Origin of the sequence: Bradyrhizobium sp. ISRA430 (genome assembly GCF_029909975.1) — a bacterium.
In the GTDB taxonomy this organism is placed as follows: domain Bacteria; phylum Pseudomonadota; class Alphaproteobacteria; order Rhizobiales; family Xanthobacteraceae; genus Bradyrhizobium.
In genome coordinates this window covers 4720827-4737330 of the sequence record NZ_CP094516.1, presented here as the reverse complement: position 1 = coordinate 4737330, position 16504 = coordinate 4720827, and the positions used below count along the sequence as shown (strand labels likewise).

Below are 16504 nucleotides of genomic sequence, written 5' to 3'. Positions count from 1 at the left end.
CGGCTCCGCGGCAGGATCTCATCTGCCGGAATATTCCCCATCGCACCGAATAAATCGCGCGCCCTGCGCAGTTCCGCAGGGGGCGTTTTTCTTGCTGGCGAACCCTGAAGGGTATTCAATCTGCCCCGGAGCGAGAGGCAAACCGCCGCTCCCAATCAACAAAAAGCGACACATTCAACCGGATCCTAGGGAGATCAAGATGCCTGCAATGCATGTGCGATTGGGGGCCTTCTCGGCCGCCCTCGCGCTGGCTGCTACGCTCTCGACGGCAGCCCCGGCGCAGAAGAAATACGATACCGGCGCGACCGACACCGAGATCAAGATCGGCAACATCATGCCCTATAGCGGGCCGGCGTCGGCCTATGGGGTGATCGGCAAAACCGAAGAGGCCTACTTCCGCAAGATCAATGCGGAGGGCGGCATCAACGGCCGCAAGATCAACTTCATCAGCTATGACGACGCCTACTCGCCGCCGAAGACGGTGGAGCAGGCACGCAAGCTCGTCGAGAGCGACGAGGTGCTGCTGATCTTCAACTCGCTCGGTACGCCGCCGAACACGGCGATCCAGAAATACATGAACTCGAAGAAGGTGCCGCAGCTCTTCGTCGCCACCGGCGCCACCAAATGGAACGACCCCAAGGACTTTCCCTGGACCATGGGCTGGCAGCCCAACTACCAGAGCGAATCCATCATCTATGCGAAATACATCCTGAAGAACCATCCGAACGCCAAGATCGGCGTGCTCTACCAAAACGATGATTACGGCAAGGACTATCTGAAGGGCTTCAAGGATGGTCTCGGCGCCAAGGCAGCCTCTATGATCGTGCTGGAGGAAAGCTACGAAGTCTCCGAGCCGACCATCGACTCCCACATCGTCAAGCTGAAGGCGAGCGGTGCCGACGTGTTCTTCAACATCACCACGCCGAAGTTTGCGGCGCAGGCGATCAAGAAGAACGCCGAGATCGGCTGGAAGCCACTGCATTTCCTTAACAACGTCTCGGCGTCGCTCGGCAGCGTGATCAAGCCTGCCGGTTTTGAGAATGCGCAGGACATCATCTCCTCGATCTACCTCAAGGACCCGACCGAACCGGAATGGAAGGATGATGCCGCGATCAAGGCTTGGAACGAGTTCCTGGACAAGTACTACCCCGAGGCCAACCGAACCGACGTGTTCGTGATGTATGCCTACATCGTGGCCCAGGGCCTCGTGCACGTGTTGAAGAACTGCGGCGACGATCTGACCCGTGCGAACGTCATGAAACAGGCGGCCAGCATCAAGGACTACGAACCGTTAGGTCTGCTGCCGGGCGTCAAGGTTAATACCAGCCCCACCGACTTTGCCCCGCTTTCACAATTGCAGCTCATGCGCTTCAAGGGCGAAAGCTGGCAACGGTTCGGCGACGTCATCAGCGCCGATGTGAGTGGCTAGCCGGAGAGCGACTTAGGCGCATACGGCCTCGGTGCATACTAAAGAAGCAGCCCCTGCGGCGTCATCGCAGGGGCTTTTTCTTGAAGGCGCCAACCAAATCGTATTGAATTGCGGCCGCGTCGCCAAAAACACTCAAGTCAAGAAAAGGAACGCACACACCAAGAAAATAGGGAGATAGGAATGCCCGCTGTCACCGGCAAACTTGCGGCCGCGTCACTGGCGCTCGCGCTCATTGCGGCCTCGACCTCCACTGTATCGGCGCAAAAGAAATACGATACCGGCGCGACCGATACCGAGATCAAGATCGGCAACATCATGCCCTACAGCGGACCGGCTTCCGCCTACGGCATCATCGGCCGCACCGAAGCCGCTTATTTCAAGAAGATCAACGACGAAGGCGGCATCAATGGCCGCAAGATCAACTACATCAGCTATGACGATGCCTATTCGCCACCGAAGACGGTGGAGCAGGCGCGCAAGCTGGTCGAGAGCGACGAGGTGCTGTTCATCTTCAACTCGCTCGGCACACCGCCGAACTCGGCGATCCATAAGTACATGAACTCGAAGAAGGTGCCGCAGCTCTTCGTCGCGACGGGCGCCACCAAGTGGAACGATCCGAAAGACTTCCCCTGGACGATGGGCTGGCAGCCCAACTATCAGAGCGAGACGCAGATCTACGCGAAGTGGCTGCTCAAGAACAAGCCCGATGCAAAGATCGCCGTGCTCTACCAGAACGATGATTACGGCAAGGACTATCTGAAGGGTCTCAAGGACGGCCTCGGCTCCAAGGCCTCCTCGATGATCATCGCCGAAGAGAGCTATGAGACCTCCGAGCCGACCATCGACAACCACATCGTCAAGCTGAAGTCGACCGGCGCCGACGTCTTCATGAACATCACGACGCCGAAATTCGCAGCGCAGGCGATCAAGAAGAACGCCGAAATCGGCTGGAAGCCGCTGCACTTCCTCAACAACGTCTCGGCCTCCGTCGGCAGCGTGATGAAGCCCGCCGGCTTCGAGAACGGTCAGGACATCATCTCAGCCGACTATCTGAAGGACGTCTCGGATCCCGAATGGGCCAACGATCCCGGCATGAAGGATTTTCTGGCCTTCATGAGCAAATACTTCCCCGAGGGCGACAAGCTCGATAAGGGCACGATCGTCGGCTACGCCGTGGCGCAGACGCTCGTGCAGGTGCTGAAGCAGTGCGGTGATAATCTCACGCGCGAGAACATCATGAAGCAGGCGGCAAGCCTGAAGGACTTCCGCACGGAGGCGCTGCTGCCCGGCATCCAGATCAACACCGGACCGAACGACTTCGCGCCGATCAGCCAGCTCCGGCTCGAGAAGTTCAAGGGCGAGCGGTGGGAGCTGTTCGGTGACGTGATCAGCGCCGATGTAGGCGGCTAGACTTGCCGCGTCACAACATCCAGGATGAGGGTGGGTGCCTGTGACGCAGCAGAGCTAGCGGTCTGAAAGACCAAGGCTGGAAGCCCCCCGCGGGACCGCCGCGCGGGGCTTTCAGTTGCGTGCGGATTATCGTCACGCGATTGCACAATCGAATGATCGCAAAGCCCGCTTACGCTTTCCCGCATGATGCGCTAGGCAGGTGAGTGGCGAGCCGCATCGCGCACTCGCCGGTCACTCCAGTCCGCCGAAGGCCCTCGCCAATGACCGATCGACGTCCTCTTCTCCGTGCGCTCTACGATGCTGCCGTCGCCGCCGCCCATCCCGACGTGGTTCTGGCGCCGCACCTGCGGCCCATCCCCAAGGGGCGCGTGATCTGCCTTGCCGCCGGCAAGGGCGCTGGCGCCATGGCTGCGGCTGCGGAGCGGCACTATCTCGACGAACTCCATCTTGCGCCGGAGCGGCTGGTCGGCATCGCCACCACCCGCCACGGCTATGGCGTGCCGACGCGGCGCATCCGGGTGGTCGAGGCTGGACATCCCGTGCCCGACGAGGCCGGCCTCAAGGGCGCCGCCGATACCCTCGAGCTCGCGCGACAGGCCGGGCCGGACGATCTTCTCCTGGTGCTGCTCACCGGCGGCGGCTCGGCAAACTGGATCGCGCCGGTCGAGGGGATCAGCTTCGCGCAGAAGCAGGCGGTCAACAAAGCGCTGTTGCGCTCCGGCGCGCCGATCGGCGAGGTCAACACGGTGCGCAAGCACCTGTCGCGCATCAAGGGCGGCCGGCTCGCGCGTGCGGGGCGGAACGCCGCCGAGATCGTGACGCTCGCGATCTCCGACGTGCCGCATGACGAGGCCTCCGCGATCGCCTCCGGGCCCACGGTGCCGGATCCGACCACGCTTGCGGATGCGCGTGCCATCGTGGCGAAGTACGGGCTTCAGATCGACGAAGCCGTGCGCCGCGCGCTCGACGATGCCGGCAATGAAAGCTGCAAACCGGGTGACGCAGCCTTCGCGCGCGCGCATTTCGAGCTGATCGCCCGCCCGAAGCAATCGCTCGACGCAGCAGTGAAGCTCGCGAAAGAGGCGGGCTTTGAGACGATCGATCTCGGTGCCGATCTCGAGGGCGAGGCGCGCGAAGTCGCGGCCGATCACGCCAAACGCGCGCTGCAGGCGCGCGCGGCCGGCAAGCGCGTCGCGATCCTCTCCGGTGGCGAGCTCACGGTGACCGTGCGCGGCAATGGGCGCGGCGGCCCGAACCAGGAATACGCGCTGGCGCTTGCGGATCTGTTGAAGGACACCACCGGCATCGCGGCGCTGGCCGGCGACACCGACGGCGCCGACGGCGGCGCTGGTAAGCCCACTGATCCTGCCGGCGCGCTGATCGACGCGGCGACATTTGTGAAGATGAGGGCGCAGGGGCTGGAGCCGCAGGCCTACCTCGCCAACAATGATGCCTCCGCGTTCTTCGAAGCGACCGGCGACCTCTTGCTGCCGGGCCCGACGCTGACCAACGTGAACGACATCAGGGTGATTTTGGTGGATTGAAGCGCGCTTGATCCGGCGTCGTCGCGGGGCCAGCCCTCGACGCGCTGTCGTTCCCCGCGAAAGCGGGGAATCCAGTACGCCGCGGCGTCTCCGTATCCTCGCACTGTCTCTGGAATACTGGATCGCCCGATCAAGGTCCGGCGATGACGCCGGGAATGTGGCAAGCGTGCCGCGTCATTGCGAGCCGCTCACCCCTTCCCGCCGACGTGCTCGAGCAGCGCGAGCAGGCCCTTCAACAAGTCCGTCGGCGACGGTGGGCAACCGTTGATGTGCAGATCCACCGGCACGACCGCGGACACGCCGCCGACGCTCGCGTAGCTGCCTTTGAAAATGCCGCCATCGATCGCGCAGCCGCCGACCGCGACGACCCATTTCGGATCGGGCGTCGCGTTGTAGGTCCGCTCCAGCGCCTGCCGCATGTTCTTGGTCACGGGACCTGTGACCAGCAGCACGTCGGCATGGCGCGGCGAGGCGACGAAGCGCAGGCCGAAACGTTCGATGTCGTAGAAGGCGTTGGACAGCGCGTGGATCTCCAGCTCGCAGCCGTTGCAGGACCCGGCATCGACCTGGCGAATGGCAAGAGAACGCCCAAGCCTGGCCTGGGCGGCGCGGTCGACCTTCGTTGCAAGCTCTGCCAGCGCCGAATCGTCCGGCGCCGGCGCGGGCTCCGTCAGCGAACCATGGGTGAGGCTTTCGAGCAGGGTCTTGCGCATGGTTTAGAGGTCCACGCCCGAATAGGAACAGTTGAACGACTTATTGCAGAGCGGGAAGTCGGCAATGATGTTGCCCTCGATCGCGGTTTCCAGCAGCGGCCACTGGAACCACGACGCGTCGCGCAGGTGGCAGCGTTCCACGCGCAACGCGCCATCGAGCCGCAGCCACACCAGAACGTCGCCGCGGAAGGCCTCAGTGAGCGTCATGCCTTCACAAGCACCGTGGCCGATCCTGGCAGGTAGCGCTGTTTCGAGCTCTCCCGGCCCAAGTTGGTCGAGGATCTGCTCGATCAACACGATGCTCTGCTCGACCTCGCGGATTCTGATCCAGACCCGCGCGTTCACGTCACCGGCCTGCAGGACCGGCACCTCGAACGATAACGCGTGGTAAGGCGGGTAGGCAGTCGCCCGCCGCGCATCGAAATCGCGGCCCGAGGCGCGGCCGACATAACCGCCGGCGCCAAACTGGCGCGCATATTCCGCCTTCACGATGCCCGTGGTGACGGTGCGGTCCTGTAGGGACGCCGTGTTGTCATAGAGCTCGATCAAGCGCGGAAAGACCTTTTGTAGTTCCGCGAGCAGCGCGCGTAGCGCGGATACGCCGTCCGCCGCAATGTCGCGCGTCACGCCACCGGGCACGATGACATCCATCATCAGGCGATGGCCGAACGCGACATTCGCAGCGCGCAAGCAGCGCTCACGCAAAATGCCGGTCTGGGCATGCATCAGCGCGAACGAAGCGTCGTTGCAGATGGCCCCGATGTCGCCCAGATGATTGGCGAGCCGCTCCAGTTCCGCCATCAGCGCCCGCAAAAGGGTCGCCCGTCTCGGCGCCTCGATCTGCAGTGCCGCTTCCACGGCACGCGCAAAGCCGAAGGCATAGGCGACGGCGCTATCGCCGGAGGTGCGGTTGGCGAGTTTTGCCGCGGCCTCGAGGCTCGCGCCCTGCATCAGCGACTCGATGCCCTTGTGGGTGTAGCCGAGCCACTGCTCCAGCCGCACCACATGCTCGCCATTGGCGGTGAAGCGGAAATGGCCGGGCTCGATGGTCCCGGCATGGACGGGGCCGACCGCCACCTGATGCAACGCCTCGCCCTCGGCCGGCAGGAATTGGTACGGCCGTGCGTCGCGCGATGTGTTGCGGCCGGAGAGCGGATAGGATTTGCCCCAGGCATAGTGGTCGAGCCATGGCCGCAGATCGTCGGCGAGGGTTGGAGCAAGGCCGAACAGATCATGGATGGTCCGCTCCAGCCGCAGCGCCGGCGGATGACGGCTGGCGACGCTCGGAAATGTGCCGGCCGTACACTCATAGCTGACGACCGCGATCTCGGCCGAGCCTGCATCGAGCATTGCCATATGCACCGCGGTCGGCTCGCCCCAGAAGCCGAGCAGTGTGAGGCCTCCCTCGACCAGTCGATCGATCGCCGCCTGCCAGCCCGCCTCCGTCACGACCGCGCGCGGCCAGGGCCGGTGCGACAACGCCGCACTGACATGGGGGATGCCGTCGAGGATGCCCATCGCTTACCCCAGGAGCTTCGCGACGTTCTGGAATCCGGTGACCAGCGCCGGCGGCAGATAGATGCCGGCCATCAGCACCAATCCGAGATGCGTGAACATTGGCACATAGGAGGCTTCCGCGGGCGCGGTCTTGCCTTTCGCCTCGCCGAACATCACCGCGCCGACCCGCAAGAAGAGCCCGCCGAGCGCGATGATGATGCCGAGTACCAGGATTACCGTCAGCCAGGGGGCGCGGGCGAAAGTCGAGCTCACCACCAGAAACTCGCTCATGAAGATGCCGAGCGGCGGCAGCCCGACGATGGCGATGACGCCGAGCATCAGGCCCCAGCCGAGCGCGGGGTTGGTCGCCGTGAGCCCGCCGATATCGGCGATCTTCTGTGTGCCCTTGACCTGTGCGATATGGCCGACCGCGAAGAAGATCGCCGACTTGGTCAGCGAATGCATGGTCATGTGCAACAGCCCTGCGAAATTCGCGAGCGGCCCGCCCATGCCGAAGGCGAAGACGATGATGCCCATATGCTCGATCGAGGAATAGGCGAACATCCGCTTGATGTCGCGGCGCCGGTACAGCATCAGCGCGGCGAAGATCACCGAGATCAGGCCCATGGTCACCATCAGCGGACCCGGCGCGATCGCCGCGGAGTTGACCGCGAGCATCATCTTGAAGCGCAGGAGCGCATAGAGCGCGACATTGAGCAGCAGGCCGGACAGCACCGCCGAGATCGGCGTCGGGCCCTCGGCATGCGCATCCGGCAGCCAGGCGTGCAGCGGTGCGAGGCCGACTTTGGTGCCGTACCCGAGCAGGAGGAAGACGAATGCGACGTTGAGCAACGCCGGGTCGAACTGTGCGGCGTGCTTCACCAGCACCGTCCACACCATGCCGTCCAGCCCCTCGCCCACCACGGGGCGAGCCGCCATATAGACCAGAATCGTGCCGAACAGCGCGAGCGCGATGCCGACGCTACCGAGGATGAAATATTTCCAGGCGGCTTCCAGCGCCTCGTGGGTGCGGTAGATGCCGACCATCAGCACGGTCGTCAGCGTCGCCACCTCGACCGCAACCCACATCAGGCCGATATTGTTGGCGACGAGCGCGAGGTTCATCGCGAGCATCAGCGTCTGGTACATCGCGTGGTAGAAGCGCAGGAAGGCCGGCGCCAGGCGCCCGGTCTCGATCTCGTGCTGGATATAGCTCGCGCTGAACACCGATGTGGTGAAGCTGACGAAGGTGGTCAACACGATGAAGACCTTGTTGAGGTCGTCCACCAGCAGATACTGCCCGGACACCGGCTCGACCACGAACAGCGAGAGCGAAGTAAGGAAGGTCGCGAGCGCTGCCACCACGTTCAGCTTCGCCGTCTGCCGGTAGCCGGGCAAAATGGCCAGCAGCGCGGCCGAGACGGCCGGGATCAGGAGGATGGCGCTGAGGGCGTCGATGCTCATCGCCGCTCTCCGCGAAAACGATCAAGCGCCTGCACGTCCACGCTGTCAAAACGCTCGCGGATGCGGAACAGGAAGATGCCGATCACGATGAAGGCGATCAGCACCGAGAAGGCGACGCTGATTTCGACCACCAGCGGCATGCCCTTGGCGCCGGTTGCCGCCAGAACCAGCCCGTTCTCCAGCGACATGAAGCCGACGACCTGGCTCACGGCGTTGCGCCGGGTGACCATGATCAGGAGCCCCAGCAGCACCACCGACAGCGCGAAGGCAAGGTCCTCGCGCGCGAGTGCATCGGCACCTGGCGTCACCCGCAACATCACCACCATCGACAGCGCGACGAGGCCGATGCCGGCCAGCATGGTCAGCCCGATGCCGATCACGTTCTCGATCTCGCGGTGGATGCCGAGTCGCCTGATGATCCGGTGCAGCGCCACCGGGATGATGATGGCCTTGAAGACGAGCGCGATCAGCGCCGTGAGATAGAGATGCGGCGCTTGCTGCACATAGGCCTGCCAGGCCACCGACAGCGCCAGCACGCCGGCATGCAGCGCATAGACATTGAGCAGCGCATAGAGCCGGTCCTGGTAGAGCATCATGAAACTCGCCAGCACAAGGGAGCCGGCGAGCAGGTGGGCGATGTCGAATTGCAGGCTGCTCATCTCTTAGAGGCTCCCCGACACGAAGCGCGCAAGGGTGGCAAGCAACGCCAGCATCAGCGCCGCGCCCAAGAACTCGGGAATCCGGAACACGCGCATCTTGGCGATTGCGGTCTCGAACACGGCGAGCAAAAAGCCAAGTACCATCAGCTTGCCGAAATAGAGCAGCGCGCCAAAGACGAGCCTCGCAATGCTCGCGTCCGCAGTCGCCGTACCCCATGGCATGAACACGCAGGCGATCAGCGAGACATAGAGCAGGAGCTTGAGCTGCGACGACAGATCGATCAGCGCGAGATGCCGCCCCGAATATTCCAGCACCATGGCCTCGTGCACCATGGTGAGTTCGAGATGGGTGGCGGGGTTATCGACGGGGATACGAGCATTCTCCGCCAGCGCTACGATGGTCAGTGCCACGAACGCCATGCCCAGCGACACACGCAGACCGACCGCGTCAGAGCCCATGAACTCGGCCACGTAGGAGAGCTGCGTCGAGCCGGCGATCATCGCAACCGAGAACACCGTGATCAGCATCGCGGGCTCGGCGAGGGAGGCGATCATGACCTCACGGCTGGAGCCGATGCCACCGAAGGCGGTGCCGACGTCCATGCCTGCGAGCGCTTGGAAGAAACGGGCGCTCCCGAGCAGCGCAATGATGGCGATGAGATCGGCGGTCCAGGAGAACAACAGGCCGTTGCCGAAAGTCGGCACCAGCGAGGCGGCGACCCAGGTGCCCGCGAAGATCAGATAGGGAATGATGCGGAACAGCCAGGATGCGTTGTCCGCGAGCACGACGTCCTTGCGCATCAGGCGAATGAGGTCGCGATAGGGCTGGAGCAGTGGCGGCCCGCGCCGGCGTAGCAGCCGGGCCTTCACCTTCCGTACGAAACCCGTCAGCAGCGGCGCGAGCCCCAGCACCAGCGACATCTGGGCGCCCTGGGAGAGGATGTCGCGCAGCGCGCTCACAGTGTCACCACCAGCAGCAGCACGATGAGCGCGACGAAGACCAGCGTGAGGTAGCGGCGGATGGTGAGGAACTGCAGGATATTGATGCGGTCCGTCGCAAAGCCGATGACCTTCGCAACCGGCGCGTACAGCGCCTCCCAGATCAGATCGTGCAGTTCGACCCGGAGCCGCGCAGGAAGCGGCGAGGACGGCGGCGGCATCTCGCCGATCTCGCGTGCGGCAAAGATGACGCTGCCGAACACGCGGCGGATCGGCTGCGAGAAGCTGGAGGCTGAGTACTGGATCGCCGGGTTCGGATCGGGATAGCCGCAATCCCAGGCCGGCGCGCGGCGTAAGCGGTCGGAGGCGAGACGGTGAATGGCTGACGCCGCCACCGTGCCGCACAGTGCCGCGAACAGGAACACCAGAAGGCCGTTATAGGAGCTGCGGCTTTCCGCGATCGGCACGATGGTGAGCCACTGCAATCCGACCTGATTCGGCATGATGTTGCCGACCATATTCTTGCTCACCGGCGCCAGCGCATCGATGAACAGCCCGGGCAGGATTCCGGCAACGAGGCAGAGGGCGGCAAGCATGAGCATCGCGGCCAGCGAGAAGCGGTCGGTCTCACGCGCTGACGCCGCAACATCCGAACGCGGCCGGCCGAGGAAGCTGATGCCATAGAGCTTGACGAAGCAGGCCGCGGCAAAGGCGGCCGCGAGCGCCAGCAAGCCGCCGACCGCCGGAATGACCAGCTTGAGACCCCAGGAGGGCAGTTGCGGTGAGAGCAGGATCGCCTGGAAGGTCAGCCATTCCGAAACGAAGCCGTTGAACGGCGGCAACGCCGAGATCGCGACGCAGCCGACCAGCATCGCGAACGCCGTTTTCGGCATGTGATGGATCAGCCCGCCGAGCTTCTCCATGTCGCGCTCGCCGGTTGCTCCCAGCACCGCGCCGGCGCCGAAGAACAACAGGCTCTTGAACAGCGCATGATTGAAGACGTGCAGCATCGCCGCGGTGAAAGCGAGCGCGGCCACCCAGTCGAGCCCTTCCGCCTTGAAAGCCAGCGCCAGCCCGAGGCCGGTGAAGATGATGCCGATATTCTCGATCGTTGAATAGGCGAGCACGCGCTTGATATCGCGCTGCATCAGCGCATAGAGCACGCCCAGCGTCGCCGTCGGACCGCCGACCAGCAGCACCACCAGGCTCCACCACCACACCGGTTCGGGCAGAAGGTCAAAGACGATGCGCACGAAGCCGTAGACGGCGACCTTGGTCATGACGCCGCTCATGAGGCCGGAGACGTGGCTGGGTGCCGCGGGATGGGCGAGCGGCAGCCAAGCGTGCAGCGGCACCAGGCCAGCCTTGGAGCCAGCACCCAGCAGCACGAGGATCACCACCATGCCGGTCAGCGCAGCGGAAGGATGCGAGGCCCGGATCGCATCGAAATCGTAACCGGCGTCGCTCGCGAGCAGGCCGAAGGCGAGCAGCAGCGCCAGCGTGCCGAAACTTGCCATCAGAAGATAGACATAGCCGGCGCGGACATTCTCGGCCTCCCGGTGATGCGACACCACCATCGCCCAGGAGGTCAGCGACATGAATTCCCAGGCGACCAGGAAGCTGAAGGCATCGTTTGCCAGCACGACGACGTTCATCGCAGCGAGATAGGCAGGATAGAACGGCAGCACGCGGCCGGGGGAGTCCTCGTGCCGGCCGTAGCCGAGCGCGAACAGGCTCGCAGCGGCGCCGCCGAGATTGACGACGACGAGGAAGAAGGCGGACAGCGCATCGAGCCGGAAATGGGCACCGAGCCAGGGCAGGCCGATCGGCAGTGTCGCGCTCGGCGTCAGATGCGGGAAATAGAGCAGATCGGACAGCGCCGTGAGACATAGCGTCGATGTGGCGATCAGGCATCCGCCGTAAAGGATGATCGAGCCGTGCGGGCGCGTCGACAGCAGGACTCCCGCAGGCGCCAGCGCCAGCAGAGCCGCCACTGACCATAGCGCCACCGCGATCATGGCCGCTCCCGGATCATGATCTGTGCGCGCGTCGTCATCGCTATTGGTCGCCTGAGCTCGGGGGGCGAGGCTTCAGCCGCACACCGCGGCCCCCGGCGCTCGACGTCGCCCCCTCGGCGATCAGCTCGATGCCGGCAGCCGACAGCGCCTCGACCAGCTTCATCAGGGAATCGACATTGCCGCGGATCACCCCTTCGGAGGCCTCCATGCGCTGGATCGTCGGCAGCGACAACGAACTGCGCTGGGCAAGTTCGCGCTGGTCGATTCCCAGCAAGGCGCGGGCGGCTCGAAGCTGCGCTGCGGTGATCACGGGGCGGAACGTCCGTGGCAGTTACGTTGATTGATTTGGCAAGCCTAAGGCATGCTAAATGATGCTTCAAGCATCATTTTCTATATGCGGCGCGTCATTCCGTTCGACCGGCAGCGCATGCCACGGCGCGAGATTCCGGGTTCGCGCTCGCGCAGCCAAGAATGACTGCCCGCCTCAAAACTCGTTGGCGATCTTGGAAAGCATCGCGATCAGGGCCTCGCGATTGGCGGTCCCGAGCAGGTCGTTCAGCCGCGCCTCGTGCTTGGTGGCGACGAGCTTCTTCGCGCGGGTCAGCACCGCCTTGCCCTTGTCGGTCAGCACCAGGATGTGCGAGCGGCGATCGTTGGTCGAGCGGATCCGCGCGCACAGGTCGCGGCTCTCGAGATTGTCCAGCATGGCCACGAAATTCGGACGGAGAATGCCGAGGGTGGAGGCGATCTCGGTTTGATTGCGCCCCGGATTCTTCTCGACCAGCAGCAACACCGAGAACTGGGCCGGGGTGAGCTGGAGCGAGGCGACGCAGCGCAGGAAATTCTCGAACACCTTGAGCTGGGCGCGCTTGAGCACGTAGCCGAGCTGCTCGGAGAGCTCGCCGAGCTGGAGGGCCTCGGCGGGCGCCTCGGGCGGGTCCTTGCGGCCCTTCGTCGCCTCCGCAGTTTTTTCCGCGGATTTTTCAGCGGTTTTGGAAACGGTCATCGCCTCATGCTCGCAATCCCGCTAAATTCGGGACGGGTCGTTTGTCGCCCTTGAGATTATATTTGATAATTGTTATTGACCATATCAAATATCGTCAGCGTTTTTCAATGGCTGTGAGCGGACCATCCACCCCAATCGCGGGACCGGGTCCGGATCTTTAGGGGGAGCGTCCGGTCTTGAACACCACCATCATGCTGTTCCTGGTGCAGGACGGCATCACCAATGGCGCGATCTACGCGCTGCTCGGATTGGCGCTGGTGCTGGTGTTCGCAGTCACCCGCGTCATCCTGATCCCGCAGGGCGAATTCGTCACCTATGGCGCGCTGACCTATGCCTCGCTCGCTTCCGGGCAGATGCCGGGCACGGCCAAGCTCGCGCTCGCCATGGGAATCGTCGCCTTCGTCCTCGACCTCGTCGCCGCGCGCAAGGCGCTGCACGGGCGGCTGGTTGCGCGGACCTTCCTCACCAACATCGTGCTGCCGGGACTCGTGCTGGCCGTCACGCTCTATTTCGCCGGCCAGAAGCCGCCGGTCGCGGTCGCAATGGCATTGTCCCTGGTGATCGTCGCGCTGATCGGCCTGTCGCTCTATCGCATCGTGTTCCAGCCGCTCGCCCACACCTCCGTGCTGGTGCTCCTGATCGCCTCCGTCGGCGTCCACCTCGCGCTCCAGGGGTTGGGCCTCTTGTTCTTCGGCGCCGAAGGCCAGCGCGGACCGGCCGTGCTGTCCGCCGCGTTCACCGCAGGCTCGCTGCGCTTCACCGGCCAGAGCATTACGGTCTACGCCATCACCATCGCCTTCATCGTCGGCCTGTGGCTGTTCTTCGGCCTGACGCTCTACGGCAAGGCGCTGCGCGCGACCGCCGTCAACCGGCTCGGTGCGCGCCTTGCCGGCATCCGCACGACGCTGTCGGGGCAGATCGCCTTCCTGCTGGCGTCCGTCATCGGCGCGCTCTCGGGCATACTTATCGTTCCCATTACAACCCTCTACTACGACAGCGGCTTCCTGATCGGTCTGAAAGGCTTCGTCGCTGCGATCATCGGCGGCCTCGTCAGCTATCCTCTCACCGCGGCCGCGGCCCTCGTCGTCGGCATCGTCGAGGCGTTCTCGTCCTTCTATGCGAGCAACTACAAGGAGGTCATCGTCTTCATGCTCTTGATCCCCGTGCTGCTGCTGCGCTCGCTCGCAGCTCCCGCGGTCGAGGAAGAGAAGGACTGACGCGCGATGCAGACCCGGCTTCCCACCATCGTCTTCGCACTTCTCATGGCGGCGATCCCGTTTGTTCCGGGTGTGCCGCCGTTCTGGATCGTGCTGCTCGACAATATCGGCCTCGCGGCGCTGGTCGCGATGGGCCTCGTGCTGCTGACCGGCGTCGGCGGCCTCACCTCGTTCGGGCAGGCGGCCTTCGTCGGCTTCGGCGCCTACACCACGGCGGTGCTGTCGACGGCCTATGGCCTGTCGCCCTGGCTCACCCTGCCGCTGTCCTTGCTGGTCAGCGGCTTGTTCGCGGTGCTGCTCGGCCTCATCACGGTCCGGCTTTCCGGCCATTATCTGCCGCTCGGCACGCTCGCCTGGGGGCTGGGGCTGTTCTACCTCTTCAGCAAGCTGGAATTCTTGGGCCGCAACGACGGCATCTCGGCGATTCCGCCGCTGTCGATCGGCTCGTTCAGGATGCTCGATCCCGGCTCGATCTATTATGCGGTCTGGGTTGCGGTCATCCTCTCCGCGCTGCTCACCATGAATCTGTTGGACTCACGCACCGGACGCGCCATCCGCGCGCTCCGGCGCGGACATGTTGCGGCAGAGGCCTTCGGCGTGCATACGCCCCGTGCAAAGCTCCTGGTCTTCATCCACGCCGCGGTGCTGGCCGGCCTCTCGGGCTGGCTCTACGCGCACCTGCAGCGCGCGGTGAACCCAACGCCATTCGGCGCCCAGGCCGGCATCGAATATCTCTTCATCGCCGTGGTCGGCGGCGCCGGCTACGTCTGGGGCGGCGTGCTTGGTGCTGCGATCGTCGTGATCCTGAAGGAGGTGCTGCAGAGCTACCTGCCGCTGATTCTGCCGGGCTCGGGCCAGGTCGAGACCATCGTGTTCGGCATCATGCTGGTGCTGCTGCTTCAGCTCGCGCCTGGCGGCGTCTGGCCCTGGCTGATGTCGTTCCTGCCGCAGAAGACCAGCGGTAAAAAGCCGGATACGTCGCTGACCTTGCCGGCACGCGTCCGCGCCGCCGGTGAGACCGGAGTGCTGCTCCAGGTCGAGAAGGCGCGCAAGCAGTTCGGCGGCGTGATCGCCGTCAACAACGTCTCCTTCGACGTTCGGGCCCGCGAGATCGTCGCGCTGATCGGGCCTAACGGCGCGGGAAAAAGCACGACGTTCAATCTCATCACCGGCGTGCTGTCGGCCACCTCGGGCTCGATCTCCGTGCTTGGCAAAAAGGTCGACAATGCGCCGCCGCAGGAGATCGTGGAGCTTGGCATCTCCCGCACCTTCCAGCACGTCAAGCTGGTGCCGGACATGACCGTGCTCGAGAACGTCGCGATCGGCGCGCATCTGCGCGGTCATTCCGGCCCCATTTCCTCGATGCTGCGGCTCGACCGCACTGATGAGGCCAAGCTGCTCGCCGAAGCCGCGCGCCAGATCGAGCGCGTCGGCCTTGCCGACCAGATGCATCAGCTCGCAGGCAGCCTGTCGCTGGGCCAGCAGCGCATCGTTGAGATCGCGCGTGCCCTGTGCGTTGATCCGATGCTGCTCCTGCTCGACGAGCCGGCCGCGGGCCTGCGCCACATGGAGAAGCAGCGGCTCGCGGCGCTCTTGCGCGAATTGCGCGACGGCGGCATGTCGGTGCTGCTGGTCGAGCACGACATGGGCTTCGTGATGAATCTCGCCGATCGCATCGTTGTGCTCGACTTCGGCACCAAGATTGCGGAGGGCACGCCGGCCACGATCAAGACCAATCCCGAAGTGATCAAGGCCTATCTCGGAGTGGCGGCATGAGCGCGCTGTTGTCCGTCACCGACGCGCATGTCGCCTATGGCAAGGTCGAGGCCGTCCGCTCGGTCTCGCTCGAAGTCGGCACGAACGAGATCGTCACCATCGTCGGCGCCAACGGCGCCGGCAAGACCACGCTGCTCTCCGCCATCATGGGCATCCTGCCGCTGAAGGGCCGCGTCACTTTTGCCGGGCAAGATCTCGCGCGGCTCGACATCGAGGACCGCGTCGCGATGGGCCTCGGCCTCGTGCCGGAGCACCGCGAATTGTTCGTGACCATGAATGTCGAGGACAATCTCGAGCTCGGGGCTTTCCGCATCGAGAAGAGCCGGGCGAAGGCCTCGATCGAGCGGGTCTATGCGCTGTTTCCGCGCCTCAAGGAGCGTCGCAAGCAGCTCGCCGGCACCTTGTCCGGCGGCGAGCAGCAAATGCTGGCGATGGGCCGCGCGCTGATGGGAGAGCCGAAACTCTTGATGCTGGACGAGCCGAGCCTCGGTCTCGCCCCGATCATCGTGGCCGACATCTTCCGCATTGTCACCGAGCTGCGCGCCAGCGGCGTCTCCGTGCTCCTGGTCGAGCAGAACGCGCAGGCCGCGCTGAAGATCGCGGACCATGCCTATGTGATGGAGCTCGGCGAGTTCGTGCTCAGCGGCAAGGCCAGCGACATCGCCGCCAACGAGCGCGTCGCGGCCAGCTATCTCGGCTTCCAGCACGAAGGGGCGAGTGTGCTGTGATGAGCTCGTCGAGCCGAGGCGGGTGGTGGTGGCTTAGCGACGGTCGCCGCTGCATTCTCGCTGTCATCGCCCGGCTTGACCGGGCGATCCAGTATTCCAGAGGC

Annotated in this window: 14 protein-coding genes; 6 read left to right on the top strand and 8 right to left on the bottom strand. The window is 64.4% G+C overall.

The features are described 5' to 3' along the window. The first annotated feature begins 199 nt into the window (after nt 1–199). From MTX21_RS22575 to MTX21_RS22565, 3 genes are all read left to right on the top strand, one after another. Nucleotides 200–1429: an ABC transporter substrate-binding protein gene (locus MTX21_RS22575; protein WP_280966878.1), complete on the top strand. Its 1230-nt coding sequence runs from the start codon at nt 200–202 to the stop codon at nt 1427–1429. A 180-nt stretch (nt 1430–1609) separates the two neighbouring features. Further along, nucleotides 1610–2839 (top strand): ABC transporter substrate-binding protein, encoded by a 1230-nt coding sequence (locus MTX21_RS22570; protein WP_280966877.1) that lies wholly within the window; start codon nt 1610–1612, stop codon nt 2837–2839. A 260-nt stretch (nt 2840–3099) separates the two neighbouring features. Continuing rightward, nucleotides 3100–4383 (top strand): glycerate kinase, encoded by a 1284-nt coding sequence (locus tag MTX21_RS22565; RefSeq protein ID WP_280966876.1) that lies wholly within the window; start codon nt 3100–3102, stop codon nt 4381–4383. Between the two features lie 188 nt (nt 4384–4571). Here MTX21_RS22565 and nuoB read toward each other — a convergent pair whose 3' ends face one another. The 8 genes from nuoB to MTX21_RS22525 form a co-directional block, all read right to left on the bottom strand. Then, the gene (gene nuoB / locus MTX21_RS22560; protein WP_280966875.1) at nt 4572–5096 is read right to left on the bottom strand and encodes an NADH-quinone oxidoreductase subunit NuoB; all 525 of its coding nucleotides are present in this window, start codon (nt 5094–5096) and stop codon (nt 4572–4574) included. A 3-nt stretch (nt 5097–5099) separates the two neighbouring features. After that, on the bottom strand, nt 5100–6614 hold the full coding sequence (locus MTX21_RS22555; RefSeq protein WP_280966874.1) for an NADH-quinone oxidoreductase subunit C: 1515 nt from the start codon (nt 6612–6614) through the stop codon (nt 5100–5102). A 3-nt stretch (nt 6615–6617) separates the two neighbouring features. Then, nucleotides 6618–8057 (bottom strand): hydrogenase 4 subunit F, encoded by a 1440-nt coding sequence (locus MTX21_RS22550; protein WP_280966873.1) that lies wholly within the window; start codon nt 8055–8057, stop codon nt 6618–6620. Continuing rightward, nucleotides 8054–8716: a hydrogenase-4 component E gene (locus MTX21_RS22545; protein ID WP_280966872.1), complete on the bottom strand. Its 663-nt coding sequence runs from the start codon at nt 8714–8716 to the stop codon at nt 8054–8056. Before MTX21_RS22545 ends, MTX21_RS22550 begins: the two co-directional genes overlap by 4 nt. A 3-nt stretch (nt 8717–8719) precedes the next feature. Continuing rightward, nucleotides 8720–9637: an NADH-quinone oxidoreductase subunit H gene (locus MTX21_RS22540; protein ID WP_280971138.1), complete on the bottom strand. Its 918-nt coding sequence runs from the start codon at nt 9635–9637 to the stop codon at nt 8720–8722. Nucleotides 9638–9672: 35 nt separating this feature from the next. Then, nucleotides 9673–11673: a hydrogenase 4 subunit B gene (hyfB, locus tag MTX21_RS22535; protein ID WP_280966871.1), complete on the bottom strand. Its 2001-nt coding sequence runs from the start codon at nt 11671–11673 to the stop codon at nt 9673–9675. A gap of 40 nt (nt 11674–11713) precedes the next feature. Next, complete coding sequence (locus tag MTX21_RS22530) at nt 11714–11983, bottom strand: helix-turn-helix domain-containing protein (protein WP_280966870.1); 270 nt, start codon at nt 11981–11983, stop codon at nt 11714–11716. A 174-nt stretch (nt 11984–12157) separates the two neighbouring features. Continuing rightward, on the bottom strand, nt 12158–12679 hold the full coding sequence (locus tag MTX21_RS22525; RefSeq protein ID WP_280966869.1) for a MarR family transcriptional regulator: 522 nt from the start codon (nt 12677–12679) through the stop codon (nt 12158–12160). 176 nt (nt 12680–12855) lie between these two features. Between MTX21_RS22525 and MTX21_RS22520 the strand changes: the two genes are divergently transcribed. From MTX21_RS22520 to MTX21_RS22510, 3 genes are read left to right on the top strand one after another with little or no spacing between them, the layout of a single operon-like run. Beyond that, nucleotides 12856–13896, top strand: coding sequence for a branched-chain amino acid ABC transporter permease (locus tag MTX21_RS22520; protein WP_280966868.1), 1041 nt, complete (start codon nt 12856–12858; stop codon nt 13894–13896). A gap of 6 nt (nt 13897–13902) precedes the next feature. Next, nucleotides 13903–15672, top strand: coding sequence for a branched-chain amino acid ABC transporter ATP-binding protein/permease (locus MTX21_RS22515; protein WP_280966867.1), 1770 nt, complete (start codon nt 13903–13905; stop codon nt 15670–15672). Continuing rightward, complete coding sequence (locus tag MTX21_RS22510) at nt 15669–16400, top strand: ABC transporter ATP-binding protein (RefSeq protein WP_280966866.1); 732 nt, start codon at nt 15669–15671, stop codon at nt 16398–16400. The genes MTX21_RS22515 and MTX21_RS22510 overlap by 4 nt, the downstream gene beginning before the upstream one ends. Nucleotides 16401–16504: the final 104 nt, after the last annotated feature.